This window comes from Butyrivibrio sp. INlla16, from assembly GCF_900104155.1.
In the GTDB taxonomy this organism is placed as follows: domain Bacteria; phylum Bacillota; class Clostridia; order Lachnospirales; family Lachnospiraceae; genus Butyrivibrio.
Genome location: NZ_FMYB01000026.1, coordinates 37,463 through 61,874, shown reverse-complemented (window position 1 = coordinate 61,874; position 24,412 = coordinate 37,463). Strand labels below are relative to the sequence as shown.

General features: G+C 41.0%; 34 protein-coding genes and 2 pseudogenes. 8 read left to right on the top strand and 28 right to left on the bottom strand.

Annotated elements, in window-relative coordinates:
- The 15 genes and pseudogenes from BLR42_RS13075 to BLR42_RS13010 all read right to left on the bottom strand — a co-directional run.
- Nucleotides 1–213, bottom strand: a pseudogene (locus tag BLR42_RS13075) (transposase); the annotation flags it as partial.
- A 124-nt stretch (nt 214–337) separates the two neighbouring features.
- A complete protein-coding gene (locus BLR42_RS13070; protein ID WP_170832764.1) occupies nt 338–1,078 on the bottom strand; it encodes a helix-turn-helix domain-containing protein in 741 nt (246 codons plus the stop codon).
- Between the two features lie 242 nt (nt 1,079–1,320).
- Nucleotides 1,321–1,662, bottom strand: coding sequence for a glycine zipper domain-containing protein (locus BLR42_RS13065; RefSeq protein WP_091869900.1), 342 nt, complete (start codon nt 1,660–1,662; stop codon nt 1,321–1,323).
- Nucleotides 1,663–1,816: 154 nt separating this feature from the next.
- Nucleotides 1,817–3,154 carry an ATP-binding protein gene (locus tag BLR42_RS13060; RefSeq protein ID WP_091869897.1) on the bottom strand — a complete coding sequence of 446 codons (1,338 nt, stop codon included), beginning with the start codon at nt 3,152–3,154 and terminating at the stop codon, nt 1,817–1,819.
- A gap of 190 nt (nt 3,155–3,344) precedes the next feature.
- Nucleotides 3,345–3,683 carry a DUF3784 domain-containing protein gene (locus BLR42_RS13055; RefSeq protein ID WP_091869895.1) on the bottom strand — a complete coding sequence of 113 codons (339 nt, stop codon included), beginning with the start codon at nt 3,681–3,683 and terminating at the stop codon, nt 3,345–3,347.
- Between the two features lie 38 nt (nt 3,684–3,721).
- On the bottom strand, nt 3,722–4,204 hold the full coding sequence (locus BLR42_RS13050) for a hypothetical protein (protein ID WP_091869891.1): 483 nt from the start codon (nt 4,202–4,204) through the stop codon (nt 3,722–3,724).
- A 3-nt stretch (nt 4,205–4,207) separates the two neighbouring features.
- Nucleotides 4,208–4,588 carry a hypothetical protein gene (locus BLR42_RS13045; protein ID WP_091869888.1) on the bottom strand — a complete coding sequence of 127 codons (381 nt, stop codon included), beginning with the start codon at nt 4,586–4,588 and terminating at the stop codon, nt 4,208–4,210.
- A 6-nt stretch (nt 4,589–4,594) separates the two neighbouring features.
- On the bottom strand, nt 4,595–4,879 hold the full coding sequence (locus BLR42_RS13040; RefSeq protein ID WP_091869885.1) for a hypothetical protein: 285 nt from the start codon (nt 4,877–4,879) through the stop codon (nt 4,595–4,597).
- Between the two features lie 15 nt (nt 4,880–4,894).
- Complete coding sequence (locus BLR42_RS13035; RefSeq protein WP_091869882.1) at nt 4,895–5,344, bottom strand: hypothetical protein; 450 nt, start codon at nt 5,342–5,344, stop codon at nt 4,895–4,897.
- A gap of 6 nt (nt 5,345–5,350) precedes the next feature.
- Nucleotides 5,351–5,791 carry a hypothetical protein gene (locus tag BLR42_RS13030; RefSeq protein WP_091869879.1) on the bottom strand — a complete coding sequence of 147 codons (441 nt, stop codon included), beginning with the start codon at nt 5,789–5,791 and terminating at the stop codon, nt 5,351–5,353.
- A gap of 78 nt (nt 5,792–5,869) precedes the next feature.
- Nucleotides 5,870–6,820, bottom strand: a complete 951-nt coding sequence (locus BLR42_RS13025) for a DUF6017 domain-containing protein (protein WP_091869875.1) — start codon at nt 6,818–6,820, stop codon at nt 5,870–5,872.
- A gap of 65 nt (nt 6,821–6,885) precedes the next feature.
- A complete protein-coding gene (locus BLR42_RS13020) occupies nt 6,886–7,251 on the bottom strand; it encodes a replication initiator protein A (protein WP_091869872.1) in 366 nt (121 codons plus the stop codon).
- A gap of 1 nt (nt 7,252) precedes the next feature.
- Nucleotides 7,253–7,720, bottom strand: coding sequence for a hypothetical protein (locus BLR42_RS23945; RefSeq protein ID WP_330387360.1), 468 nt, complete (start codon nt 7,718–7,720; stop codon nt 7,253–7,255).
- 21 nt (nt 7,721–7,741) lie between these two features.
- Complete coding sequence (locus BLR42_RS23940; protein ID WP_330387359.1) at nt 7,742–8,164, bottom strand: ParB/RepB/Spo0J family partition protein; 423 nt, start codon at nt 8,162–8,164, stop codon at nt 7,742–7,744.
- A pseudogene (locus BLR42_RS13010) lies at nt 8,154–8,912 on the bottom strand (ParA family protein); the annotation flags it as partial. The gene BLR42_RS23940 and the pseudogene BLR42_RS13010, both read right to left, overlap by 11 nt.
- Before the next feature lie 145 nt (nt 8,913–9,057).
- Here BLR42_RS13010 and BLR42_RS13005 point away from each other — a divergent pair.
- On the top strand, nt 9,058–10,113 hold the full coding sequence (locus BLR42_RS13005) for a tyrosine-type recombinase/integrase (protein WP_091869866.1): 1,056 nt from the start codon (nt 9,058–9,060) through the stop codon (nt 10,111–10,113).
- A gap of 706 nt (nt 10,114–10,819) precedes the next feature.
- On the opposite strand, the gene BLR42_RS13000 is transcribed toward BLR42_RS13005, so the two are convergent.
- The 13 genes from BLR42_RS13000 to BLR42_RS12940 form a co-directional block, all read right to left on the bottom strand.
- On the bottom strand, nt 10,820–12,073 hold the full coding sequence (locus tag BLR42_RS13000) for a site-specific integrase (RefSeq protein WP_091869863.1): 1,254 nt from the start codon (nt 12,071–12,073) through the stop codon (nt 10,820–10,822).
- Nucleotides 12,074–12,447: 374 nt separating this feature from the next.
- Nucleotides 12,448–12,630 (bottom strand): hypothetical protein, encoded by a 183-nt coding sequence (locus tag BLR42_RS12995; RefSeq protein ID WP_091869860.1) that lies wholly within the window; start codon nt 12,628–12,630, stop codon nt 12,448–12,450.
- Nucleotides 12,627–13,523, bottom strand: a complete 897-nt coding sequence (locus tag BLR42_RS12990; protein WP_170832763.1) for an Rpn family recombination-promoting nuclease/putative transposase — start codon at nt 13,521–13,523, stop codon at nt 12,627–12,629. Before BLR42_RS12990 ends, BLR42_RS12995 begins: the two co-directional genes overlap by 4 nt.
- 74 nt (nt 13,524–13,597) lie before the next feature.
- A complete protein-coding gene (locus BLR42_RS12985) occupies nt 13,598–13,876 on the bottom strand; it encodes a hypothetical protein (RefSeq protein WP_242875314.1) in 279 nt (92 codons plus the stop codon).
- A 25-nt stretch (nt 13,877–13,901) separates the two neighbouring features.
- Complete coding sequence (locus BLR42_RS12980; protein ID WP_091869854.1) at nt 13,902–14,156, bottom strand: DUF6462 family protein; 255 nt, start codon at nt 14,154–14,156, stop codon at nt 13,902–13,904.
- A 42-nt stretch (nt 14,157–14,198) separates the two neighbouring features.
- Nucleotides 14,199–14,390, bottom strand: coding sequence for a hypothetical protein (locus tag BLR42_RS12975; protein WP_091869852.1), 192 nt, complete (start codon nt 14,388–14,390; stop codon nt 14,199–14,201).
- A 130-nt stretch (nt 14,391–14,520) separates the two neighbouring features.
- The gene (locus BLR42_RS12970) at nt 14,521–14,781 is read right to left on the bottom strand and encodes a DUF6462 family protein (protein ID WP_091869849.1); all 261 of its coding nucleotides are present in this window, start codon (nt 14,779–14,781) and stop codon (nt 14,521–14,523) included.
- Between the two features lie 64 nt (nt 14,782–14,845).
- Nucleotides 14,846–15,400, bottom strand: a complete 555-nt coding sequence (locus BLR42_RS12965) for a hypothetical protein (RefSeq protein ID WP_091869846.1) — start codon at nt 15,398–15,400, stop codon at nt 14,846–14,848.
- Between the two features lie 141 nt (nt 15,401–15,541).
- On the bottom strand, nt 15,542–15,994 hold the full coding sequence (locus BLR42_RS12960; protein WP_091869843.1) for a helix-turn-helix domain-containing protein: 453 nt from the start codon (nt 15,992–15,994) through the stop codon (nt 15,542–15,544).
- Nucleotides 15,995–16,015: 21 nt separating this feature from the next.
- Nucleotides 16,016–16,276: a hypothetical protein gene (locus BLR42_RS12955; RefSeq protein ID WP_091869841.1), complete on the bottom strand. Its 261-nt coding sequence runs from the start codon at nt 16,274–16,276 to the stop codon at nt 16,016–16,018.
- Nucleotides 16,277–16,439: 163 nt separating this feature from the next.
- Nucleotides 16,440–17,186 (bottom strand): hypothetical protein, encoded by a 747-nt coding sequence (locus BLR42_RS12950; protein ID WP_091869838.1) that lies wholly within the window; start codon nt 17,184–17,186, stop codon nt 16,440–16,442.
- 98 nt (nt 17,187–17,284) lie between these two features.
- Nucleotides 17,285–17,707 carry a hypothetical protein gene (locus BLR42_RS12945; RefSeq protein WP_091869835.1) on the bottom strand — a complete coding sequence of 141 codons (423 nt, stop codon included), beginning with the start codon at nt 17,705–17,707 and terminating at the stop codon, nt 17,285–17,287.
- 251 nt (nt 17,708–17,958) lie between these two features.
- A complete protein-coding gene (locus BLR42_RS12940; protein ID WP_091869833.1) occupies nt 17,959–18,321 on the bottom strand; it encodes a helix-turn-helix domain-containing protein in 363 nt (120 codons plus the stop codon).
- A gap of 135 nt (nt 18,322–18,456) precedes the next feature.
- Here BLR42_RS12940 and BLR42_RS12935 point away from each other — a divergent pair, with 135 nt between their 5' ends.
- The 7 genes from BLR42_RS12935 to BLR42_RS12905 all read left to right on the top strand — a co-directional run bounded on the left by BLR42_RS12935 (nt 18,457) and on the right by BLR42_RS12905 (nt 24,386).
- Nucleotides 18,457–18,807, top strand: a complete 351-nt coding sequence (locus BLR42_RS12935) for a helix-turn-helix domain-containing protein (RefSeq protein WP_091869831.1) — start codon at nt 18,457–18,459, stop codon at nt 18,805–18,807.
- Between the two features lie 113 nt (nt 18,808–18,920).
- Nucleotides 18,921–19,484: a recombinase family protein gene (locus tag BLR42_RS12930; protein WP_091869828.1), complete on the top strand. Its 564-nt coding sequence runs from the start codon at nt 18,921–18,923 to the stop codon at nt 19,482–19,484.
- Between the two features lie 2 nt (nt 19,485–19,486).
- Entirely contained in the window at nt 19,487–21,352 is a 1,866-nt protein-coding gene (locus BLR42_RS12925; RefSeq protein WP_091869824.1) for a recombinase family protein, read from the top strand.
- Nucleotides 21,345–22,271, top strand: a complete 927-nt coding sequence (locus BLR42_RS12920) for an integrase (protein WP_207648541.1) — start codon at nt 21,345–21,347, stop codon at nt 22,269–22,271. Before BLR42_RS12925 ends, BLR42_RS12920 begins: the two co-directional genes overlap by 8 nt.
- On the top strand, nt 22,237–22,620 hold the full coding sequence (locus tag BLR42_RS12915; protein ID WP_139165156.1) for a hypothetical protein: 384 nt from the start codon (nt 22,237–22,239) through the stop codon (nt 22,618–22,620). The genes BLR42_RS12920 and BLR42_RS12915 overlap by 35 nt, the downstream gene beginning before the upstream one ends.
- On the top strand, nt 22,595–23,560 hold the full coding sequence (locus tag BLR42_RS12910; RefSeq protein WP_170832762.1) for a hypothetical protein: 966 nt from the start codon (nt 22,595–22,597) through the stop codon (nt 23,558–23,560). Before BLR42_RS12915 ends, BLR42_RS12910 begins: the two co-directional genes overlap by 26 nt.
- Nucleotides 23,550–24,386 (top strand): DUF6551 family protein, encoded by an 837-nt coding sequence (locus tag BLR42_RS12905; protein ID WP_091869815.1) that lies wholly within the window; start codon nt 23,550–23,552, stop codon nt 24,384–24,386. The genes BLR42_RS12910 and BLR42_RS12905 overlap by 11 nt, the downstream gene beginning before the upstream one ends.
- The last annotated feature ends 26 nt before the right edge of the window (nt 24,387–24,412 follow it).

Sequence of the window (24,412 nt, the reverse complement as noted above, 5' to 3'; positions counted from 1 at the left end):
TGCGCCAACGATAACATTTATTGGAGCGTTTGGTCTTGAGTTGGTACTACTGCTGTATAATGGAGCAAACAGCATCTCATTGATGTTTACAAAGATCTCTTGCGAAAACTGATGAGCCCATGAACTTTCAAGCATCTTCTGTTTTCTTTCTGAGAGAAATGTAAGAGAATCAAAAAGAGACAATTGCTGATGATCATTTAAGATGAATGACATGGCTGAAACCTCGTTAAATACTGGATTTGATACTAATATTTTACCGCAGATCAGCACTAAAACATAGCTTTATTCAGTTATCAATGTGCATTTTTAGGGTGTTTCTATACTTTTGACACCCACATCATGGAATAGTTTCCAAGCGGATGTCTCCATTGCGGATTCCCATGAGCTTAAGTATCATGGCCCCAAAATCACCGCCCAAAACACGGATTCCCTTCCACTTGCCATTGTAGACTCTCTCAGGAATATCAAAATAATCCGGAGTCATTTCCTCTTCAGCTTTGATGATAAGCTGCATCTTCTCCTTACTCAATCTGAAGCTGAAATACTTAGGCTTTCCTATCGCTTCCAAAAGTTCTACCGGAATGGCAACAATTGAATGCCCCTGATTCATGTATATTTTTTCAGGGTTATACTCTTCTTCAGGCAGCTCATCCTCAGCTCTCTTTGGAGCCTTTTCTACATTGAAGTAATCAGTATATGATACCCACTCACATGAGTCTGAACCTTCTTTCTTGACAGGAATCATTGCTTCAGAGAGATCCTCATAGTGTTCAAAACCGTACTCATCTGTCACAGTCCCGGCAACAAAGACCTTCTCATTCATCCTTCGCATATATCTGTCAATTCCCTTTTTGAGCTCATCATCAAACATAGGAAGCCCCGTAAGCAGTTCCACCGGATTAAGTCCCAGCACTTCATGGATTCTTATCTGTGCTTCAGGATCCGGAAATCTCTGCCCCGTTTCCCACAAGCTGATAGCCTGCGGAGTGCAATCCAAAAGCTCAGAAAGCTTCTCCTGAGTATAATTCAGTTCTTTACGCTTCTTTATGATGAGACGACCTATCTTTTTGAGATCCATACATTCCCCCAGCATATCTAAAAAGTGCATTGCAAAAAACGTTTCTGCTTATGAAAATACGATACATGAAAAACTGAATCTATACAATCAACTCTCTGTTGAGGTGTAAAAATCTCCGAGCCCAGAATATGATTAAAGCCCACACCATCAAGGTGCAGGCCTTGTATCACAGTTTTGCTAATTTGTCATTGACAGCGGATTGATTCAGAATTGACAAATTGGGTTTTCCAAGAGTAAGTTTTTTAACCTTTATACTTCTGTTTTCTGCTCCATGCTCTTTTTCTGTCTATCATTGCACCTATCATCATGCCGGCAAACATTCCAAGTCCTATTCCCAAGCACATGCCTGTTGAAACTCTTCCAGTTGAAAAATAGCCTATGATAGAACCAGCAGCAACGCCTATGCCAAGTCCCCAACTCTGTCCAAGTAACATATATTTGTGCCTGGCTCTGTTTTTCTCATACTCTTCTTTGTTCTTTTCAGACATTTCCTTAACGTTCTTGGACGTAGCTACTCCGAACAACAGATAAACCGGCGCAAGCACTGCTATCAATACTACTAATAACCATATTTTAGGTGTCATACTTTTATATCTCCTCCTGTAAGTTCTTCCTTACAAGACAAATTATAGTGCTGATGCCTACTGGAAAAACAGACAAAAAACGGAAAATTAGAGCTTCTTATTTCACGTGGGTAGTTTTCTCCAGCTCGCATTATATTCAAATATAATCGCCCACTTACAGTTCTTCCATAATGAACGGGAGCATATAGATTGGTTTTAGCTTCAGATTACCATCCTTCCCAACATCCTTTTGAGAAAGAAGTATTGCCTGTGAAACATATTGGGAATACTTCTTACAAAATGCATCTATAGACTCATGCTTTTTGGTAGCCGATGACTTCACTTCCAAAGGAAGCAGCTTAGCTTTATCCTGGAGCAGGAAATCAACTTCATAATAATGTGTGCTGTTCTCTTTTTCCCAGGTGTGATAATATGCAGATCTGCCCGTGGCGGTAATCATCTGAGCCACCGCATTTTCATAAAGATAGCCCAAATCAGCGGACAACTTGTCTCCCAGCAATTTGCTATATATGCTCTCATCTGTCTTGGGTGATGCTTTGAAAATCATTGTTGTGAACAAACCAATATCTGATAAGTATAGCTTAAATGTATCATCATCTCTGGACTGGGCTAATGTTATACTGGGATTATATGTGTTGTAGCACGCGATTACTGTCTTTGAATCCAACAGGTCAGCCAGTCTTTCCTCATCTTTCTTGGTCTTGCGCTTCCCTGTTGCCCTTGAGATCATGTATCTCTTTTTGTTTGTAGCCAGCTGACTGGGTATTGACTCGTACATCTTGCCAATATAGCCTGAACTGTCTATCTTTTTGAAATCATCAATATAAAGATCTATTATTTCCCGCTTTACCCTGTCGATTTCAGAAAAGTTTTTTCCGTCAACATAAGCCTCCACCGCCTGAGGCATTCCACCTACGGCCATATATATCCTGAAATCCCTCATAAGCTTTCTGTTTGTCCCATTGCCAACTTCCAAGCCCATCTTATAGAGGTCACGAAGCAACGGGTATGTATCATTTCCGATTGCCCACATGAATTCCTCATAATCCATCGGATAAACAGGAATCTTATGCTCCTCAGACGGAATAACGATGTCCTTGACATTTTTCTTTATACTGATAAGTGAGCCTGTTTCGATATAATCATATGTTCCATCAGCAACAAGGTACTTAATAGCCTGCCTTACCAGTGGCTGGCGCTGGATTTCATCAAAAATGATTACAGATTCCCTGGGATACAGCGTAACTCCCGTCACCGTCTGTAGTCTCAAGAAAAACACTTTATGATTGGCTATATCCTTGAATACATCCAATAGTTCCTGTGTAATGTTGGCAAAATCAACTTTTATGTAAGATTTATAGTTTGCCTTGGCAAACTCTTCTGCCACAGTGGATTTGCCCACACGCCTCGCGCCCTCAAGCAATGCTGCATACTTTGGCGCATAGTTATTTTTCCAGTTCGTAAGTTCCTCAAATACTTTTCTTCTAAACATAGAATGACCTCTTCATAACGTAAATCATGATTCTTTGCATTTATTCACCATAATTTTATTACAAAAGTGTCATCTGTTCAATATTTTAACCGCTTAAAAATGTCATCTGTTCACTATTATTTTTCTTCAAAAATGTCAAAATTGCACCAAAAACTCAACAGTCCGGCTAGATAGCAATTTTCAGATATATCTAATTAACCTCATTTTGTTTGTTAATCTTTAAAGTTGATATTATTGCATAAACTATAACAATAATAAAAAACGGGATTTCCAGAAAGAACAACATACTATTTTGCAACACAACGGCTAATCCGATAATAATAAAAATGATGCTCAGCAAGCAAAAAACAACCGCAGATTGCCTGTAATATTGTTTCTTATTCATTGTCTCTCGCTGTGTTTTTGAAGCATATATATACGCATTGTTAAACAAATATCCGCGTTCGCCAAAATGAAATATCGCTAAAATTATTAATGCTATGGCAATCATGAAAACAATTATTGATACTAATAATTCACCTGTGCTCATTTTTAGTCTCCCTTACATATACCATTTTATCCTGTAAGTTAGTTACATCTAGTCAGCGATGCCCCACCTCTATACGCATCAGGGAATTCATCCTCATTCCATGTCTCATAATACTCCAGCACATCGTTATCACTATCGGCAGTCTTTAATGTATACTGCACTCCTGTTGATGACTCTGCCTGCACTATATATTTTCCGGGTTCTATTTCATCAAGATATGAAATATCATCAGTATGGTCTACAATAAAATCTCCATCTTTCATATGTCCATAGTTTATCTGAAGACCCTCGAACTGCACATAGTATTCTGGCTGCATATCTCCATCTGCCTCGTATCCTATGGAAGCTGTCTGCCATGTACCTGAAAGCACCTCGTCCTTGTCAGAAGATGGTGCAAGATAGATTGAAGTCGGACCATCTGCGCCACCTATTATCGTAACATTTTCGTCTTTCTTTTCCCCGCATCCTGATGCTCCTATCGCAAGTGCCAGCACCAAGGCCGTAACTACTGCTTTTTTCATATTCTATTCTCCAAGTTCTGCCTTATTCTTTACATAATGCGTCGCATACAGCTTTTCCATATAGTCATTTCCAGTCTTGCTAAACCGAAGCTGTATTGTAGATTTATTCTTTCGTCCCCACTGCTTATAAAATGTGTAGCTGGGCTTTAGATTGCTCTTTGCAGCGTAACGCTTCATCTCCTGGAGAACCGATGCCAGCTTCTTAAGGTTGATATGGCAAACTTTTTCAAGATATGGAACCTGCCCGTTTCTCCACCTTTCATAGTCCTCTTTAGAAAGAATCTGCATATCCATCAGTGTCTGAACCGCAGTTGCATAGCCTATATTATTTACTTGTTGGTACATAGAAGTGCCGACCTTCTTGATCAGTTCAGATTGGTTCATTAGCAGTTACCCTTCTTCCAGCAAATAAAATGTAGTTCCCGCATTTATCTTATTTCTTATGTATTCCATCTGGTGCTCAGGTGTATGTTTCTCTATAAAGTCTTCCGAGCAAAATGAACGATGCGATTCTTTCCACGATATAGAATGAACCAAAGCTGCCTGAGATATATTTGTTTCACTTACTGTCTCGATAGTTACCATGTTGTCTCTCCGCAAGCATTTTACACACTTATCATCTACTATATCCTTTTTCTGCGCATAAAAAAAGACATCTAACAGCATTTCTGCCATCAGATGCCCTACAATCTATAACCATCTCATATCGAGCCAGCTTCTTATATTTAAAAGAATCGTTATAACAACGCCAACTGCCACAGCTGTAAGTCTGGTATTCATCGGAAGCGAATCATCCCATGTATAACAGAAAAATGCTACCACAAGGCAACTAAACGATCCATACAATATCCTAAAGGGCAAAAAAGCAAACTGTAAAATGAGTGATATGATAAAAACTGCGCCAAACATCAGCCAGTAATACTTTGTTTCAAACCCTCGTTCATATGTAAGCAGGATTGGAATAAGAGAAACAATTGCGGCATTAAGAAGTTCTATTCTGTAAAGCATGAAGATTACCGCGCTTATCGCCAATCCGGTTATAACACCAACGGATTCACCCAAGTCTCCTGCAAGTCTGCCATCATACTTTGGTGACTCATCCCCAAAGCCGTACTTTTCCTCATATTCCCATTCTGTCATTTTTTCTTAGCTCCTTTTTTTCAGCTTGTTTAGCTGATTCACATATAAAGCAGCCCTGCAATAGAATTTGAGTTCTTCAACTCCATTCTTTTCAACGACAGCTCTGCTGATTCCAGGCACCGCACCATTGCGGACTGCCTCATTAAACATCTTTCCAAGTCTTGCCCTAACTGATGCAGGAGTCTCCTTCATCTTGTATTCGATAATCACATCGCCAACATCAGCGAAGGTCTGCAGATCAGCAAGGGTAAATTCATTCTCCATCTTTTTTGCCTCAGCGATCATCTGCTTGAGCGCAAGGGTGTAATCGTATGAGGTATGCTTGCTGTACTTCTCTTCAAGTGCCTCATAGATAAGGCTGTTGATACTGATATTCTTCTTGTCAGCCGTATTCTTAAGTGTGTTGTATAAGTCGTCATTGATTGATAAATTTACTCTTGTTGGCATATATGCACCTCCTATGAGTGTAGCGTCATCTTCCTACACTTTCATTTTATGAGTGTGGGACGTATATGTCAACAAAAATCATACATAGCCACATGCCCTGTCATGGCTGTACTCCGACTGGAAGTAACTGCTCATGGTTGTAGGTGCATTAAACAGCGCGGCAAGCATGTAGTTCTTGATGTTCCGGATCTTGGTAGTGTTATCCTTCATGCAGCCCATGACGTACTCAAGATGCAGATTGTTAAGCTTAAGAAACTTTGACTTAACAAGGTTTGTTGGATACTCATTCTTGGAGATCCATATGGTTGACTTCTGACAAAGAACTGTCTCAAGAACAAGGTCGTAAATACCTTCGATAATCTCTTCTTCCCCAGGATAACGCTCAAGCATGATATCAACAGCCAGATTCTCCCTGATGATTTCAGCATATGCGTTATACTCATCGTTCAAATCCAGCTTCATCGAAGAGATGTGATTAGTTATTGTAACTAAGTTAGTATTATTAGTATTATTATAATTAGCGCCGGTTTTACCGTGGTCTAGACTAAGGTTTTGTCGTGGTCTAGACTCCGATTTTTCCGTGGTCTTGACCCCGATATTTTCGTGGTCTGAAACTGATAGTTTTTGTTCTGACCCCGATATTTCCGTAGTCTGATTTTGCTCTTCACCTTCAGAAGTAAAGTTCTTCAGATAGATAATCATGGGCTTCCCCTGCCCCTGTTTCTTGCGCTCAATAAGCCCAAACTGCTCAAGTTCCTTGTATAAATCTCTTATCTTATCAGCCTTGACCCCCAACATATCGGCTGCTTCCTGCTGTGCAAAGTAGATAAAGGCTCTCTGCTGCTCATCAAACCACTTATTCTTAAGGGAAAGGGACATTCTATCGAGCATTAGGCCGTATAAAGTCTTTGCATACACCCCTAGCCCCTTAAAATAAGCGTCTGTAAACAGCAGCTTTGGTATTCTGTAAAAGGATAGCATTTCAGATTCTTGACCGGTGAAATAGTCAAATATGATTCTTTCGCTCAATCCTTTTTCCTCCCTTCTATGATTCTCTGTGGCGCTCTGTGGATTTAGGTGGTGCAGATTCTGCACTACCCAATCATCTGAAATCTGCGTCTGCGATTGAAATTCTTAACATAAATCTTGCTTGGCTTTCCTTTTACCTGTAGCTTATATATGAGCCCGAACTCTTCAAGCTCTGTCATGCAATCAATAATGGTATGTCTTGAAAAATTGATATCATCTTCCAGCTTGCTAAGCGGATAAAGTACATAAACACGGTTTTCATCATCGAACCAGTTATGGCGTTTTGCTTCACCCATTTTGTCCAAAAGAACTGCGTAAAGTATCTTGGATGGAGCTGACAGGGAAGAAAAGCTCTTCCCCGTAAGAAGCGCCTTTGGTATCTCTACAGAAGCAAACTGCTCAGCCTGGGTATTATAGAAATAATCCATCATATCAGCTTTCCTCTCCTTCCTGCGACTGCTTCCACTGCTCCAACAATCCTACAATAACTCTCTCTATTTCTGTCTGTGAGTAATATGCTGGAAAATACTGATTCAGCTTTCGCTCAGTAATTGTGATTTTCTTTCTTGTCTGTGGTGTAGCCCTACTCTGAATTAGAATGTCTATCATCTGTTCCTGCGTAAGGGAATCATCATCACGATATTTTCGGAGATCCATGAGTTGTTCCTGCTTTATCATGCCGTTTTCAGTGATAAATTCGTAAAGCCACTGCTGGTATCTATGATTTAAATATGAAATCTCGACTGCAACAAATACCGCTAACTTTCCAGAATCCACCATGTTCAGAAGTTTAGGAATAAGCTCAGTAAGTCTTATATAGCGAAATACCTGAGTTCTATTTAATCCACTTGCCTGTCCAACTATGTCACCAGAATTTGACTTTGTTGCTTCAAGAAACAAAGTTCCTGTGAGTTCTTTTCCTTAGTGTTTAATTGCATCCATCTTCATTTTGAAAGCAAATGCTTTTTCACTTGGCAGAATCTCCTCCCTCTGCATATTTGCATTAACCATGGCGATTATAGCGTCGTCATTGGTCATTTCCTTGATAATTGCAGGTATTTTACGCAGTCCTGCTCTTTTAGCAGCATGAAGTCTTCTGTGACCGGAAATCATTTCATAAGTACCCTCATCATCCGGCCTGACCAACACTGGCGTTAATACTCCGCTTTCTTTTATACTTTCAACAAGCTCATCCATCTTTTCATCATCAACAACTCTGAATGGATGATTTTCAAAAGGATAAATAGTCATAACATCGAGATCTACAGTACCCTCGGTGCTTGGAACACCGAGGAGTTCATCTATACTTGCAAGTTTTACCTGCTTTCCTACTCTACTTGGCATGATTCAGAACCTCCTTTATAAGGGCTGTATAAGCAAATGCTGCTTTTCCTTTGGGATCATATACATAAAGACTGCTACCGGATGCACTGATTTCTGCAGCTCTTACAGAAAGCGGTATTTCAATCGGAAATACATTTACTGTAGAAGAATATGCCTCATAAACCTGCGCTGTGATATCCTTGGCATAATTGGTGCGGTTATCCACCATTGTTATCAGAATCCCTTCTATTTCGAGCTTCGGATTGAGCTGGCGCTTTACCCTTCCAATAGTCTTAATAAGCTGCTGAAGACCTTTAACCGGCAAATATGCAGCCTGTACAGGGATTAAAACTGAATCTGCGCAAGCCAGCGCGTTAATTGTCATCATTCCAAGAGACGGCATACAATCGATTATGATGTAGTCATACAGTTCTCTTGCCTTATCAACGTACTCTCTGAGGATTGTTTCCCTGCTGATAACACCGGTTAGAGTGATTTCCAAGCTTGAAAGCTCGATATTACCGGGCATTATATCAACTCCCTCTTCATGATGGATAAGTCCCTTAGTGACATCTATTGGTTCATCGTTTATAATTCCTATCAGAGCATTTGCAAGCGAATAATCAAGGCTGTCCGGTTCATCACAACCAAGGCTGATTGTCAGGGAACCTTGTGGATCCGAATCGATAATCAAAACCTTTTTCCCTTCTCTTGCAAGTCCAATACCTAAATTTACGCAGGTGACGGTTTTTCCGACTTTATGTGAAGCTTCACATAAAGTGGGTTATGTATAGTTGTAGATTATGTAAAGTTTTGGCCGCAACATCTTGAAAATACTGCATTGTTACATTGATTTACTTTGCATAATATCGCATCCTTATGAAGTTATTTTTTCATAAGGAGGATATTTACAAATGGAAACACAAAACTCATTACAACTGTTGGTGGATGGTACATTGGAGGCTCTGGAAAAAGCCGAAGCCTCTGAGCACTACAGGAAGATATTCCAAAGGGTTAGCTGCCAATTCATCAGATATGCTTCCGAGCATAGTATTGATTCTTTCAGCATGGATGTTGGCATCCAGTTTTTAGAGGATCATTATTCCATGTCTGAAAAGATCAAAACCAAAAAGTGGAATGCTATCTATCTTCGCTGTATTAACGCTATTTCCGAGTATCAAAGAACAGGGACTGTTTATGTGAATCTTGTATCTACAAGGAAAGATTATGTTTTTCCTGTTCCATTTAAAGAGAGTGCAGATGCCTACATTGGCTACAGAGAAAAGATTGGCATTGTTGCCAAGAGCATTCAGGTTTCAAAACTTTATCTTTCTCGATTCTTTTCTTTTTTGGAAGATGAAGGAGTTGAATCTTTGGATAGCATTACAGTTCCGATGGTTCTTAAGTTCATGGAATCGCTTTCCGCTTCCTTTGAAAAGGCCTCAATCAACCAGATCATGAGAACCGTCAGATACTATCTCAAGTACTGTTACGATCAAGGAATAATGCAAAATAACTTATTCCCCAAGCTCCCCAATCCGCATTACAAAAGGAACAGCAGTCTCCCATCTGTCTACTCCGCAGATGAAGTTCGTGAAACGTTGGCTTCAATTGACATGGGCAATCCGTGTGGCATAAGGAATTATGCCATGATTCTCCTAATCGCTCGGCTGGGGCTTAGAAGCAGCGATGTGGCTAATCTCCGTTTTTCAAACATTGACTGGGAGAACGATAAAATACACCTGACACAGGTCAAAACAGGTAACTCCCTGGAACTCCCGTTGCTTTCAGATGTTGGTGAAGCAATAATCAATTACTTAAAAAATGCCAGACCCCAAACCGATTCCGATCATGTTTTTGTTAGGGTAAAACCACCATACACAGCCTTCAGGTCAAGTGCCGTTGGCTCCATGGTACATGAACAGCTCTTGAAAGCGGGCATACATGCATCCTGGGCTCCTTTCCGGTAATCCCAAGATGTATTCAGAAATGAAGTAAGAAAAAAGACATGCATATTCTCCATTTCCGTGGAAAACATACATGTCTTTATTATTTTGAATGATCTCTTTTTGAATTTTGAGGAATTTTAAAACAGAAAACCTATATCTTTTCTATCAGCCTGTCAGATCTTTTCCGGTTCCCATTTACATCTTTAGAAATAAGCCGGTAAATCTTATCTTAAATAATCAACTGTTCCTCTTTTTTCATTCAAAAAGTAACTTTTATAACTGCTGAAAACCGAGGTCTTACAGGTAATAGAGCGGTATTTAGTTCTCTGAGTTCAGTCCATACAGACCCATTTCGAGGTATAGAGCTCCAATGAAAACGGTGTAATCAGGTGTCCCCATTGGATAAATTTGGATTTCTATGGCACATCTTTCTTCTCTATTCGTCCATAGGTTATTTCATCGACTTCAAAGTCGGGATTGCTCCGGTGCTGGAGTATATAGGTGTCAAATCCTACCGATAGATGTATAGCTTAGAATTTACCCAATTCCAAATTTTGTATATAGCTGGAATTATTTTCCTGCTTTTGGTGTCAATCGAGTGTCAAATCCATTTCAAACGACACTCTTTGGAATTTAGGTTTTATGCTGATTTCTGGTATCATCCGCTTGAAATAAAAACCGAATGACACTACTTTTTTCAAAAATACATAACGTATTTTTAACTTTACTATCTAATTATAAACTTTCCCTGAAGGTAAGACAATACTTCCTGTTTCTTTTCTTTATGCACTTCTGTGTAAATATCCATCGTTGTACTGAAGTCTGAGTGCCCCATAATATCCTGGATAACTTTGACATTTGACTCCACTTCACAAAGTCTGGTGCAGAAAGTATGGCGTAAGTTGTGGCATGTAAAATGAGGCAATATGATGGGCTCTCTTCCATCTTCCGCTGCCAACACCTCTTCTGCTTCATTGTGGGCTGCAATGATGCTTTTGATTGCTCTGTTCACAGCTCCCTGCAGATAGGTCTTATGCTCAGATGTACAGAAAACAAATCCCGAATGCCCATCTACTTCTTCCGTACAGAACCCAAGGACTTTCTGATACTGATACTCAAGAATGATTGCTTCCATCACTTCATCAAAAATTGGTATGAGTCTTGTTCCAGCCTCAGTCTTCGGCAACTCAATTCTCTTAATGCACTTGCCGGTATCATCAACAGGTCTGTATTCCAAAGTATGATTTACACTGATGAATCTCTCCGATAGATCGATGTCCTTCCATTCGAGCCCGAGGCATTCTGAAATCCTCATTCCGGTACCTATCAGCGTTGCAATCAGCGGATACCAGCCTTTGAACTCCGTGGAATTGTAAATGAAGTTCATAAAGGATCTCTGCTGTGGAATAGAAAGTGCAAATCTCTCTCCTTCAACCCAATCATCACTTGCTTTAATCTCAGTCAAAACACCTTCTGCAGGATTCCTGAGAAGAAGCTGATCCCTTACAGCAAGTTTCAGGGATGGCTGAATCAGATTGTTGATACGTTCTACTGTAGAACCTGATAGTCCTTCATCTACCAGTAAGCTGTGATAAAAGATCTTCAGATCGGAGTATTTGATATCAACAATTCGCTTAAGCCCGAATCCATTTCTGACACGGCAATTGTACAGACTGTTATACCCGGCTCTGGTGGAATCCATCACCTTGTAATTCTGGCTAATGTATCTGTCGTACAAAGTATTAAGAGTCATCTTTGATGCGCTTGCATAATCAAGCTCGTAAGCCATCTCTTTCATGACCAGCTTTTCTTTTTCGCGGAGCTCCATCAGAGTATTTGCATATACAAATCGTCTCTTCTTAAAGCCATCCTTGTAGTTGTATACATACCTGCCATCTTTTTTCTGGCTCTCTCCTTTGCGGAGTGCATATCCATTTTTATCTTTTCTTGTATTTTTACTGTCTGCCTTCGGTCTTGACATTCTATCACCTTCCTTTCGGTGAAGAATGGTCTTTGTGCTGGCCTCCTGTTCCTGCCCACATGGGCATAAGCCGGTTTATAATTTGCGCTTGAAGTAATGAGAATTCCGCACATTACTGCTGAACTCACCACTTATACAATTATGATATTACCAGCGTTTGCCATGCGTCAACACTAAAAACCATTCTTCGATATACAATTTTCCTGTGTCATTTTTGGTCAAAAAAATCCCTCTGCCGACCATCTGATCAGTAGAGGGAAATCCCATCATTTACATGACACGCAAGGTACATGCCATGCATCCATGGTCATAATCATGCGTCTTCAAGCCTATAGCCCGTATCATGTTGCCCTATTCTATTTTCGATTGCTTACTTATTCCCAGTATAGCTTAACTTGTTCTTCTGCATCATCTTCAGAAAGATTAAACTTTTCAGCAACACGCCTTATTGTGTCATCATATGAAGCATGATAATACTGAGATTCTGTAACTGTTGCCTTAATATCTCCTATTGCTATGCCGTTATTTTCATATTTATCCAAAGTAGGGCAACTCATTTCTTAAGGATATCCTCCGCCATCTTCAATGCTTCATCATATGGCAAAGAAGGTGTTTTCTCGACAAAATACTCTGCCAAAGATTTTATATCTTCATTTCTTGTTATTGTCGTGGCTTCTGTAATACCCTTGCTTTTTCCTTTTGCTTCAACTACATCCAGGACCGTACACATACTAACTCGCTCCTTTCCTTTAACTTCATCATATATATCGACAAATCTGTTATCGTTTGTTAGCGCACTCATAAGAGCAAGCATTTCTTGAACATGCACTATTTTGTCGGTTGGTGGAACATATTCACCTGTTTTTCTCATCTGAACAAAATAGTCTGCAACAAGTCGAAAATCGCTTTTGAACTTAGCAACCTGTTCATCTTCAAGATATGCTATCTCAAATAGGTTCATTCCGTAATCAAAAACATATTTCTTAAGCTTCTCTGGAATAACCAGGCGCTCATATAAAGTCTTAGCCTTACTCCATCTGTTCTCGTACCCATAGTATAACACAAGTGAGACTACAGGGTAACGGTCATTATTGTTATCCTTTGAAAGCTGAGCTCTATAGCCTGCCGCATCATAATTAATAACCCTAAGCGGCATATCCTCCTCTTCATCGGTTTCATTCTCGAATCCAATGGCAGCCAGCCTTATCTGGCTGTTATTCCAATATTTATAAATGTCTCGCTCCTGATCTCTGATTTTTCCATTTTCAGTATAATTACTGTATGGACTCCCTTCCAGAAGATCATCAGGCGAAATAATCTCTTCACCATCAAAAAGGAGGACGTTTACGATATCGGCAAAAACATCATTGCAATCTTCAAGAGATTTTTCTGTTTTATCCTTTGCTCCCATGTCCTTTATCAAAACCCTTTCATAATAATCACTTTTCATGCCTGAATCCCGTGTTGAAATTATACTCTTCAGGCTGTCCCTTGTCATTGAATTTGTAATTCAATAACTTGCTCTTATTTCACCTCGAATTGTGCCAACTCTTCCTCTGTCAGAGGTCTCCCCAGTTCTTCTGAGTACTGTATAGCTTCTCTCAGTCGATACCTTGTACCATCAGAGGGCTCTGTAAGTCTGCCATCAGCCATCTTCTCACCGAAATGTTCGTAATCAACGGACTGTTCCTTATGTTTCCTACCATCCGCAGCTTTCTTAACGAAAGTATCAACTTCCTCATCCGTCATTGGATTTTTCTGCCCATCTTCTCTTAATCTTTCAAAAGCATCGTCTGGCTTCATCTTGATTTCTCCTCGCGCTGGCATTCTATTTTACCACTCTAAAGCTGTCTATGTACTTATTTATAATCTCCGTATCATAAAGAATACAGCCATTGATTGGGACAACAGCACCAGCCTTCTCAGCTATGTCATCAATAGTGTGTCTGCCGAGCGGATAAACCAAAGGAGCATCTACTTTTCTGATATACTTCTCCCTTCCGGGATTAAAACACTGCGGTATCTTCTTAAGTTTGCCTTTACAAAGCTTCTCAAGCCCTTCCAGCTTTACGTCTTCGGCCATAACAAGTACCCTCCATGAGCAATCGGCAGCAAAGAACTTTATTCAATCCAGGCGTTCCAATGATTTCTCCTCTGCTTCCAGCTGGAGTTGAATACCATACCTTATCAGGTGAGACATAGTCATTCCATGGTTCTTGCAGTATTCCACCAGCACATCATAGTCCTGATTATTGAATTTCACTGATACTGTATGTGTGATAGCATCATCTTTTTTAGGTCTTCCCGCCTTAGCCATTTGACTCACCTCCTGTACTCCAATTATATTTCGGTAATACCATTATTTCAACAACAATTTTAGTATTACCATTTTATAATCCATACAGGAGTATCCCGGCTATACCGGTACTCATGAAATGGGGTCTTAGTCAGCAAGTCGCCGGAGCTGCATGAGTATCCAAATACCTGTTGATCTTGTCAGTATCATAGCAAATGCATCCTTTAATAGGGATCACAGCCCCAGCCTTCTCAGCTATATCATCAATAGAATGTCTTCCAAACGGATATACCAAAGAAGCATCTGTCTTCCTTATATAGTGTTCTCTGCCTGGATTCATGCACTGAGGAAGTTTCTTGAACTTCCCCTTGCATAATTCCTCAAGTCCTTCAATATTTATATCTTTTGTCATAGTAAAAACCTCCGATTTCTCAATTGTAGCTCAATTGTCGCTCATTGCATTTTTGAAAAAGCTGTCAGCAGGCACAGGCACTCTCTATAAACTCCAGAGCCAAGGTCCTGACCTTAAGCCTGTTCCTGTAAATGTACATTTTGGCTGATTCATACTGGATTCCCTTTTCTTCAGCGATGGTATCCAGTGTTTTTTCATGGCAGAGCACCTCTCCTAGGGCACAGCGGTCATGCTGGGAAAGCATGTTCATGGCATGTACTACATATTTGAAGTCCCTCTTCATGATCTTTAGTGTTCGGGCATCTCTGTTAATTTCAAAATCCCGGCACATGAAACTGTCCGAATCATTATCCAGAGAAAACCTCTCTTCCAGAGTCACTCTGTCCACAGCTACCATGGCTGTAGGATCACTCTTTTCCGAAGTCTGCACTCTGACTCCTGTGTCGCCCTTGTCAATTCTGCGCTCAATAGCCCTCTGTTCCAGAATGTCATCGCACAGAATTTCCTCATAACTTCTGATGTATTCTCCTATGCTGCCATAATTCTTCAGGATAAAGTCCACACGCTTCTTGTTGCTGAAATCACGATATTTGCTGATTGTTTTTGCTCCAGTAATCATCTGATACCTCCGTAAAAGAAAAATGATTATCCAGAGCGATACCGGTATGCGCTCTTGTTTCTATACTGATAATTTTATAGAACGCAGTGCTCATGCACCTTACCCAGTTATTTAAATATCGCTTATGTTTTCAGCCAAAACTTAAACCCCGTTTAATATTTTCATCTGTTCCAGAGCAACCTTCTGGACGTTAGGTCTACCGAGCATAAGATATACGCTGATAAGATTTTTGATGTCAGTGTCAAGCTCCGGATCGCCGTCCATAAGATAGGCAACAGAGGTGTTTAGGTGCTCTGCCAGTTCACGCATTACACTGCTCTTGATATCCACCTTGTCATTTTCATAATTTGATATCAGTGCAGCCGTGACATGCATGCGCTCAGCAAGCTCCTCCTGGGATAATCCCATGGCTTTTCTCTTTAGTTTTATCCTCTCCCCAACTTTATGATCCTTATCCCCAAACACAAAAACATCCCCTCTTCCTGTACCGATCAGGAGAGCGGATGTCCAAATATATCCAGATATATGGCATGAGTCATGCCAGTTCCCCTTCTGATCATACTCATGCGTCTGTAGGCCTATAGCCAGTATCATGGTGCCTTCGTTTAGTTTGTTTCAAATATACACTGCGTTCCATACAGTCACTGTTTTAAGCAGCGCCCCTTCAGTAATAACGTCAATGTGCTTTTCCCTGCTGCATCTTTCGCATTTAAAATCCACGTTCCTGAAAGCGACAATCTTGGAATTTCCCACTTCCGTATACTTCATGGGAAAAGCCTTTTTGCACTTTCCGCAGCAGAGCCTTACTTTTCTTAGTACCCGGTTACAGTGCTCTACAGAGCCACGCACCCGGACCTCATCAACTACCTCTTCCAAATAATCTCCTCCATAAAGCAAATATTTTTCTTCGAAGAAAGTACGCTATTATGATAGCACATATCTGAAAAAGTGGAGTCCTATATTAGTCCTATATTAGTCCTATCGAATCTGACAATACGGCAAAAGAGCTATAATATTCCGACAATTTGCTAAAATTTTATCAATATTCATCCCTGGGATGTTTTCTTCTGTCAGGAATTTCGTCTCCCGGTCTGTCAGGGTAGATATCATGCCAGGGAATAATGCTTTTTTCCATGTCCTCGATTTCTCTCTTCTTGGCATATCTCCAGAGTTCTATTCCAAGGAGCATTACTGCTTCCTTGTGTCTGTCATAGAACCTGCTTTTGCTCATTTTAACTATTTCCCATATATCTTTGTTCCTATCTGTAGCCTCATCCTTCTCAACCACCGGATGAAAATAGTACTTATCCAAGATTTCTACATACTGTTCTCCCCATTGAGGATATTCCATAATATGTGCCATTATTATTTCGAGCTTATCATCCAGCCATGGGAGTTTAACGACTTCTTTTATGATTCTGTCCTGCTCGCCCTCACTTTGCTCCATGGGAACTATGACAGCTTCAAGAAAGTCCCGACGTACATTAAGCTTGCTCTCAGTTATCTGTTCCTTGGTAAAGTTTTTCGGCGGATCGTTTGGCTCTTCATAGCGTTTCTTTCTGAATTCCCTCAGCATGGAATAACAGGTGTCGAAAACATTTTTACCAAGAAGCCCTTCTCTATAACACATATCCTCGATGTACTGCCGGTCCGGCTTATTTCTTTCCATCCGCTTGTACTTCCACTTCTTGCTCCTGTACTTGCGCCTGCTTACTTCATTACTATCGTCATGGTCTCTGTTTTCATCCATGCCGTCATCCATATTTGTTGCAATACTCTCAGTCATCACTGATCTCCTCTCATAAAACGAATACAAAACTTCATGAACCCTAAAAACATACAAGGGGATGCCTCCCCTTGTGTGCTTTATTGGATTCATGAAATTTAATGCATCTGAGAATCTCGTCCGTGCTCAATCCATCTTCCCATATATGGTGCACCTCGTAGGCCTGCATCAAATTTATCATGATCAGACCCCGATCTGTCCAGCATGAACATGGCATTGTCAAAATTCATCACATAATCTACAGGCGTCGGATTCGCTGGTAGTTTTCTGAACATCTCCTCCGCATCGCCCAAAAACCAGTTCATGTCGATTTTATCCAAAAACATTTCACGCATAGCTACTGGTCTAAGGATAGTCGGAAAATACATGTAGTCTTTACATGATGACTCCTCAAGACTAATCTTTTTGCCATATGATATGTAATCAAGCCCCTTATATCTCAGATATTCTCTATATTTTTTACCTACGTCACTGATGTATTCCTGTTCAGCAGCGTTATATGGTGATTTATCTCTGCTCATATATTTTTTCTCCGCTTACTATTTTATTAAATGAGGCCACTTTTCGAAATCGCGCCTCATACCACGTGTCTTTAGCATCTACTGCCTACCCTGGGCGGAGAACGACACATATAAATACACTTATGGTAATAATATCCATGAAAAAAGAGCCCAGGCCATATTGGCACCAGACTCCTTACATCAACCGTTATGTAGTTAGCACAAAGAGCCAATCCTCCTGGGACTCATGGAATCACTCCTTTGCAACTATATTATTTCCCTGTTTTTCCGTGCTTTCTGGAAATCTTCTTGATACTTCCAAATAATTCTTCGTAGTACTCCCGCTCTGATGGAGAACAGTCTGAAAGCAGCTCTACATCTGTCATTCCCGGGTTAATTGCTCTAAGTATCCAATCGGTAGAAACACCAAAATAGTCTGCTATCCTTATTGCAATGTCTACTCCCATCTTTGCACTTCCCGTTTCTATATTGCTCAAATGAGTCTCTGAACATCCAATTTTATCTGCCAGCTCTAACTGCGTGAGTCCCTTTTTCTTTCGCAGGTCTCTTATGCGAGAACCAATCTCTTGAAGCTGCTTATCCTGCTTATTTTCCTGTTTTATTTGTTTAGCCATATACGCTCCATCACCACTATACGCCAAGTCTCTTTAATTAAAGTTTATCGTTCCCAGCGATCATAATGAATAAGCCACACTTTAAGTCGGTATGCCTTTAGTTGGGATTTTGAAAAAATTTTATGGAGGCTATCAATGAACATAGATTTTAAGTTGTTAGGAAAACGTATTCAGGAAGTGAGAAAGGCAAAAAAAGTCAAGCAGATGGGTCTTGCCCGCATGACAGGTTTATCAGAGCAGTATATCAGCCAGGTAGAGACTGGCAGAAAGCAGATTAGTTTACAGGGATTACTTCAGATAGCTGAGGCTCTGGATGTTACTGCTGACACCTTACTTGTCGGCAATCAGAAAGCTGGTAAGAACGACTATGACTGCGACATCAACGCAATCATCAGTGACTGCAATCTGTATGAAAGAAAAATTGTCTGCGGCATTGCACGCGAGACAAAGAGACTTCTCAAGGAGAATAAGTTCTTTAGAAAGTAACTATTTTAATCAACTATAGCTAATGGCTATACCACTTAACCTATGGCATTACTTTTTTGAATGGTTTGCCGACTATAATTATTTCTAAAAGAAATAATTATAGTGAGGCAATCATGATCTGTGAGACATCCATCCTTGAAAAGAATACTGATACCAACAAGGTCCGCGTCGCCATTTATGACAGAATCAAATTAAATGAGCCTGAAAGCGCATTGATTGTCAGCCTCCGGGAGGAAAAATATGTCTCAATTTTATCCAAACACCCCGAATGGCTCCTCGTTGGCAAATACATAGATGAAAAAAGACCCGCTACTTTTATTGAACAGAGACCTGAATTTTCCCGTATGAAGGAGGATTGCAATAACGGTAATATCGACCTCATCGTTGTTCTAAAAATATCAGCACTGATTCGTAACATGTTCAAGTGCATGGACATTATTAAAGAATTCCAATCACTGCAACCCCCTGTACATTTTTACTTCGATGATCTTGGTATCAGTACAGCTGATAATAATGGCAAACTCATTAGTTTTGTCTGTACCGTGGCTGCAAAAAACCAAGCAATAATATCATCCTGGTCAAACCCTTCAGCTTACGAAACAGCAAGCAAGTATGATGATGAGTGGTGGAGAAACTTAGATCTTAATGACATATCCTCAACCAATTCTGAGAGGTAACTATGAATACATCCGAAGAACGTTCCTCAACAATTGAGCAGCAGAAAGAAAAAATCCGTAACAGGTACAAAGGTGTCGCACCGGAGCTCATTAAGGTTGTCCCCGCTAATGAAGAGGCCAGCATCTTTGATGAAAACGTAAAGCTCCGAGTAGCAGTATACGCCAGAGTCTCAACGGGCGACCCCAGACAGACATCTTCATACGAGCTGCAAAAGAATCACTACGAAGATTTTGTAATGCAGCACCCAAACTGGACTCTTGTAAAGATCTATGCTGATGAAGGCATCAGCGGCACTTCCTTAAAGCACAGAGATGCCTTTATAGAGATGATTGAGGATTGTAAGAAAGGTCTAATAGATCTGATAGTCGTAAAGAGTGTTTCAAGATTCGCCAGAAACACCGTGGACTGCGTAGGACAGGTCAGAGAACTGGCCGCACTGAATCCACCGGTTGGAGTTTACTTTGAGGTTGAGCATATCTACACCAGAAGAGACGATTCAGAAATGCCGCTTTCCTTTGCAGCAACCATGGCGCAGGAAGAAAGCCACAACAAAAGCACCTCAATGAACACCTCAATAGAGATGCGCTTTAAGCACGGCATTTTCCTGACTCCTAAGCTTCTTGGATATGACCATGATGAAGATGGGAACCTCATAATAAATGAGGAAGAAGCAAAGATAGTCCGGCTCATCTTTTTCATGTACCTGTACGGAATCTCCACCACCAAGATTGCTCAAACACTGACAGACCTTGGCTATAAGACAAAGATAGGTAATACCCAATGGTCCACGAGCTCCATTATGGAGATACTTCAAAACGAAAGACACTGTGGAGATATTATTTCAAGAAAGACTTACACGCCCAACTACCTAGATCATAAATCGAAAAAGAATGTCAACAACCGCAATCAGTATATTCAGGAAGATCATCATGAATCCATCGTCTCAAGAGATGATTTTGAAGCAGTACAGCAGATGATAAGAAATGTCAGATACGGAGGCAAAGGCTTTCTCCCGGAACTGCGGGTCATAGACAGCGGTACTCTTAAGGGATTCGTCCATGTAAATCCAATATGGGCAGGCTTTAAGGCGGATGACTACCTGGATGCGTCCCTTAGTGTATTTGAGGACGATGAGCAGAACTCTTCTCCCAAGTCCCACAAGGGAGCCAACGGTGAGTTTGACCTCCGAGGCTATGAAGTAGCAAGAAGCCAGTTCTTTAGCACGGCCAAACAGATTAGCGTAACTTTTTCAAAGAAAAATATCCAGTTCACCATGGAGGCTATAAAGAAGCTTGGTACTGACTATGTAGAGTTTTTGATAAATCCCGCAGAGAAGCTATTTGTAGTGCATTCTGTAAAAAAGGATGATAAGCATGCCCTCAAGTGGGCCAAGGACGCTCCTTCCGGGAAAGTCGCGAGGGGCATATGCGGAGCAGCTTTCATCCCAACCCTGTTTGAGATATTTGGCTGGAATACAGACTGTAGATACAGAATTGTTGGAACCTACATAAAGAAAGATGACGGCGCTGTACTGCTCTTTGACATGAATGAAAACGAAATGATCATTCCAAAAGGTGTTCCTCTACAAGTAGACAGCGACAACGAAACCGACATACCTGAGAGCGACCTTACTGAACATGACAGCAGCATAATAGCCTATCCCGAAGCCTGGATCACCAGCTTTGGTAGCAGCTACTACCGCTTCAAGTACAATACACTTCTATTTTCCGACATGTCGGAGCTTGACTCTGAAAACGCCGGGTATCTATACAGCAACTTAGCACCACTTAACATTACAGACAGAGATTCTATAAAGGAGGCTCTAAAAGAAGTCATAAACATTCCGGAGGAGGTCAACGATGAGTGAAGACTCACAGATCAATGAAAAAGTAAGGGGACAGGTAGAAATCATAGAGGATGATTCTTTCAGCTATGATGACTTCCAGGTTGTTAGGGGAGAATTTTTTGCACATGTATTCGAACCCTCCATAACATTTGCAGGTTCAAAAGTATATGTAAATACGGCATGTATCAAGAAGATGCCGGAAACAGATTATATCCAGATACTGATAAATAAAGAAAAGAAAAAGCTTGTAGTCAGGCCCTGCAGAGAAGATGAAAGGGATTCCTTCCGCTGGTGCTCTGCCACAGCCAAGCGTTCTCCGAAACAAGTAACTTGCAGACCATTCTTCGCAATGCTCTGTGATGAGATGAAATGGGATTCAGGGTACAGATACAAGTTTCTTGGAAAAATGATCAGATCAAACGGAGAATCGCTGTTCCTTTTTGACCTCTCTGCTCCTGAGATATACCTCAGGGAAGTAACTGATGATGGCAAGATAAAGAACAGCCGCAAACCGTCATTCCCAGAACAGTGGCAAAACCAGTTCGGTATCCCGGCCAGCCAGCATGCTGCAAGCACCAAACTTAATGTCTTTGATGGCTATACTGTCTTCAGCATTGCCGATGAACCCAAGGCAAAATCCAAGAAAAAAACAACGGATCCAGCAGAAGCGGATACTTCAGCTTCACCGGAAACAGAGGATAGCAATGCAAAAGATACCACTTCGGAAACAGACTCTTCTGACACTGGGCCCGATGGCAACGCGGAAGCTGAACCAATCCCAGTATCCGAAGGCAATACTGAAACCGCATCCGGCTACTCTCCGCCTCCGTCCGATATAACGCCAAAACCGGAACAGGAGCAACAGGCTCAACAGAAATCTGCAGACAATGATAAGGAGCAACAATATGAACAGATCACGCTCTCCGATCTTAGTGGTTGATTTCAAATACAACATAATACGGATACACCGCTCTACTCTCATGGCTCTTGGGCACCCAAAATTTATTGAACTGATAGTAGCACCGAGCAAAGGTATAATCGGCATACGTGCAGAAGCTACCCTGACACCCACCGCCCAGAGAGTTAACACCGATTCACTGGCTCTCCAAAGGAGTGTGCAACTATACAGCACAAATCTTGTTCGGGAACTACTTGGGTTAAATCCCGAATGGCAGAATGAACAGATTTACAAGATGGAAGGAGTACTGAAAGATTCTGAGCGCACAGTATTATTTGACATTTCAAACTCAGAGCTTGTTCACAGTGATGAATATGCAGCAGCCCAATAGTCTGATAATAGATCCGGAGGTTTCAGTACTTTTCCTTCCTCCTGATGCCCGTTCTATAGCCATGGTAAGGCATAATATCCGTCTCGGCATTCCTCCCTCTCCTTTTCCAGTATGGAACAACATACTCATGGACAGGATATTTGAATACCGGGAATACGTTGATGCAGGCTATACAATCAAGACTCAGCCCTTTTCTTTCAAGTCCAAGGATGTCATGCTTGCCAGTATCTGCCAGCTTCTCACAGACGATATCAACGAATACACGCCATATAAAGCATACCTTATTGGGAAACACTACCAGTACCATAAAAATGCGTACTACAGAGATGAAATCAAAACACCTCTTTCCCAGCTCCCTCTTGCAGAGCTTAAGCAAAAGTATAGCAGGGATATACACCGCTCCATTGTAGATATTGTCGATGCTTATGGGATCGCATGTGCAACCATCCACTTTTATTCAAAATACGCATCTGCCATAGATCTTATCAGAATAACTAATCCTGATATAGCCACCCGGTTACTATCAGGCAGAATCAACATTCCACAAAAGAGCGTGATAACACTAAGCCAGATGACTACTGATGAGATGGAAAACTATCTGAAGACTATAAATTCCTACACTCTCATTAAAAAAGCTCCTGTAAGAACACCAGGAAACAATCCTGTTGATATAGATAACAGCAATAAACCGCACCTTGAAAATAGAATAATTCCTGAGATTAAGCAGATGCCAAAATATGACCCAGACGCTGCCGTATCCAGTCTCGCCCTGACTGTTCCATCATGGTCCGAGTCTATACGGCGTGTCCGGGAGAGAAGCGTGCTTTCCGAAGTATCACAGAAAGCCGCAGATAACCTTATTTTTCAATTGGGGATTTTAGAAAAAAGTATACAGATAATAAAAAACGAGTTGGAGGGGATAACTAAAGATGCAAACTGATTTTTCTGCCTTTGTGCCCAATGTACATTTTGAGCAGATTCCGATTAAAAACCTTGTTTCAAACCAGGAGTACCAGCGTAACCTGTCAATGAAGCACGTCCAGAAAGCTGCTGCGCACTTCAATCTATACCAGATCAATCCTGTAAAGGTCAGCAGACGTGACGGAATAAACTATGTTTTCAATGGTCAGCACACAATAGAGATTGTGGCTCTTGTCTCAGGTTCAAGAGAAACACCGGTCTGGTGCATGGTCTACGAGGATTTGAAATATGAAGAGGAGGCTGATATTTTTGCCAACCAGCTGAAATATACAAAGCCTCTTCTGCCCTATGAAATCTTCATGGCCAACATAGAGGCCGGAAGTGATGAGCAGATTCTGATAAAAGACCTTGTTGAGTCTTTCGACCTTGAGATCACATCAAACGCTCATCCTGGAACTATCTGCGCTGTATCAACCCTTGAAGAAATCTTTGAAAAGCAGGGCTACGAAACTCTTAGCCGTATCCTCGGCCTGATCATAGCCACTTGGGAAGGTGCCCCCATGTCCTTAAGCGCCAATGTGCTGAAAGGTCTTTCCAGATTCCTTGCAGCCTATGGTGATGAAATCAGGGATGAAGCCTTCAAGGAAAAGCTCAGTCAGATATCGATAAAAGAGCTCTCAAGAAATGCCAAAGACCGCCGTGCCGGTTCACTTGGATATGCCGAAGCAATGGTAATAGCTTACAATTCCAGAAAGACCTACGGCATGCTTAAAATGGAAAAACTCTATACCAAAAAGAAAAAGTCCACTGTGGACACCGATGAAAAAGAAGAATCCGCATCGTAACAATGCGGATTCCAATTCGTCCACAA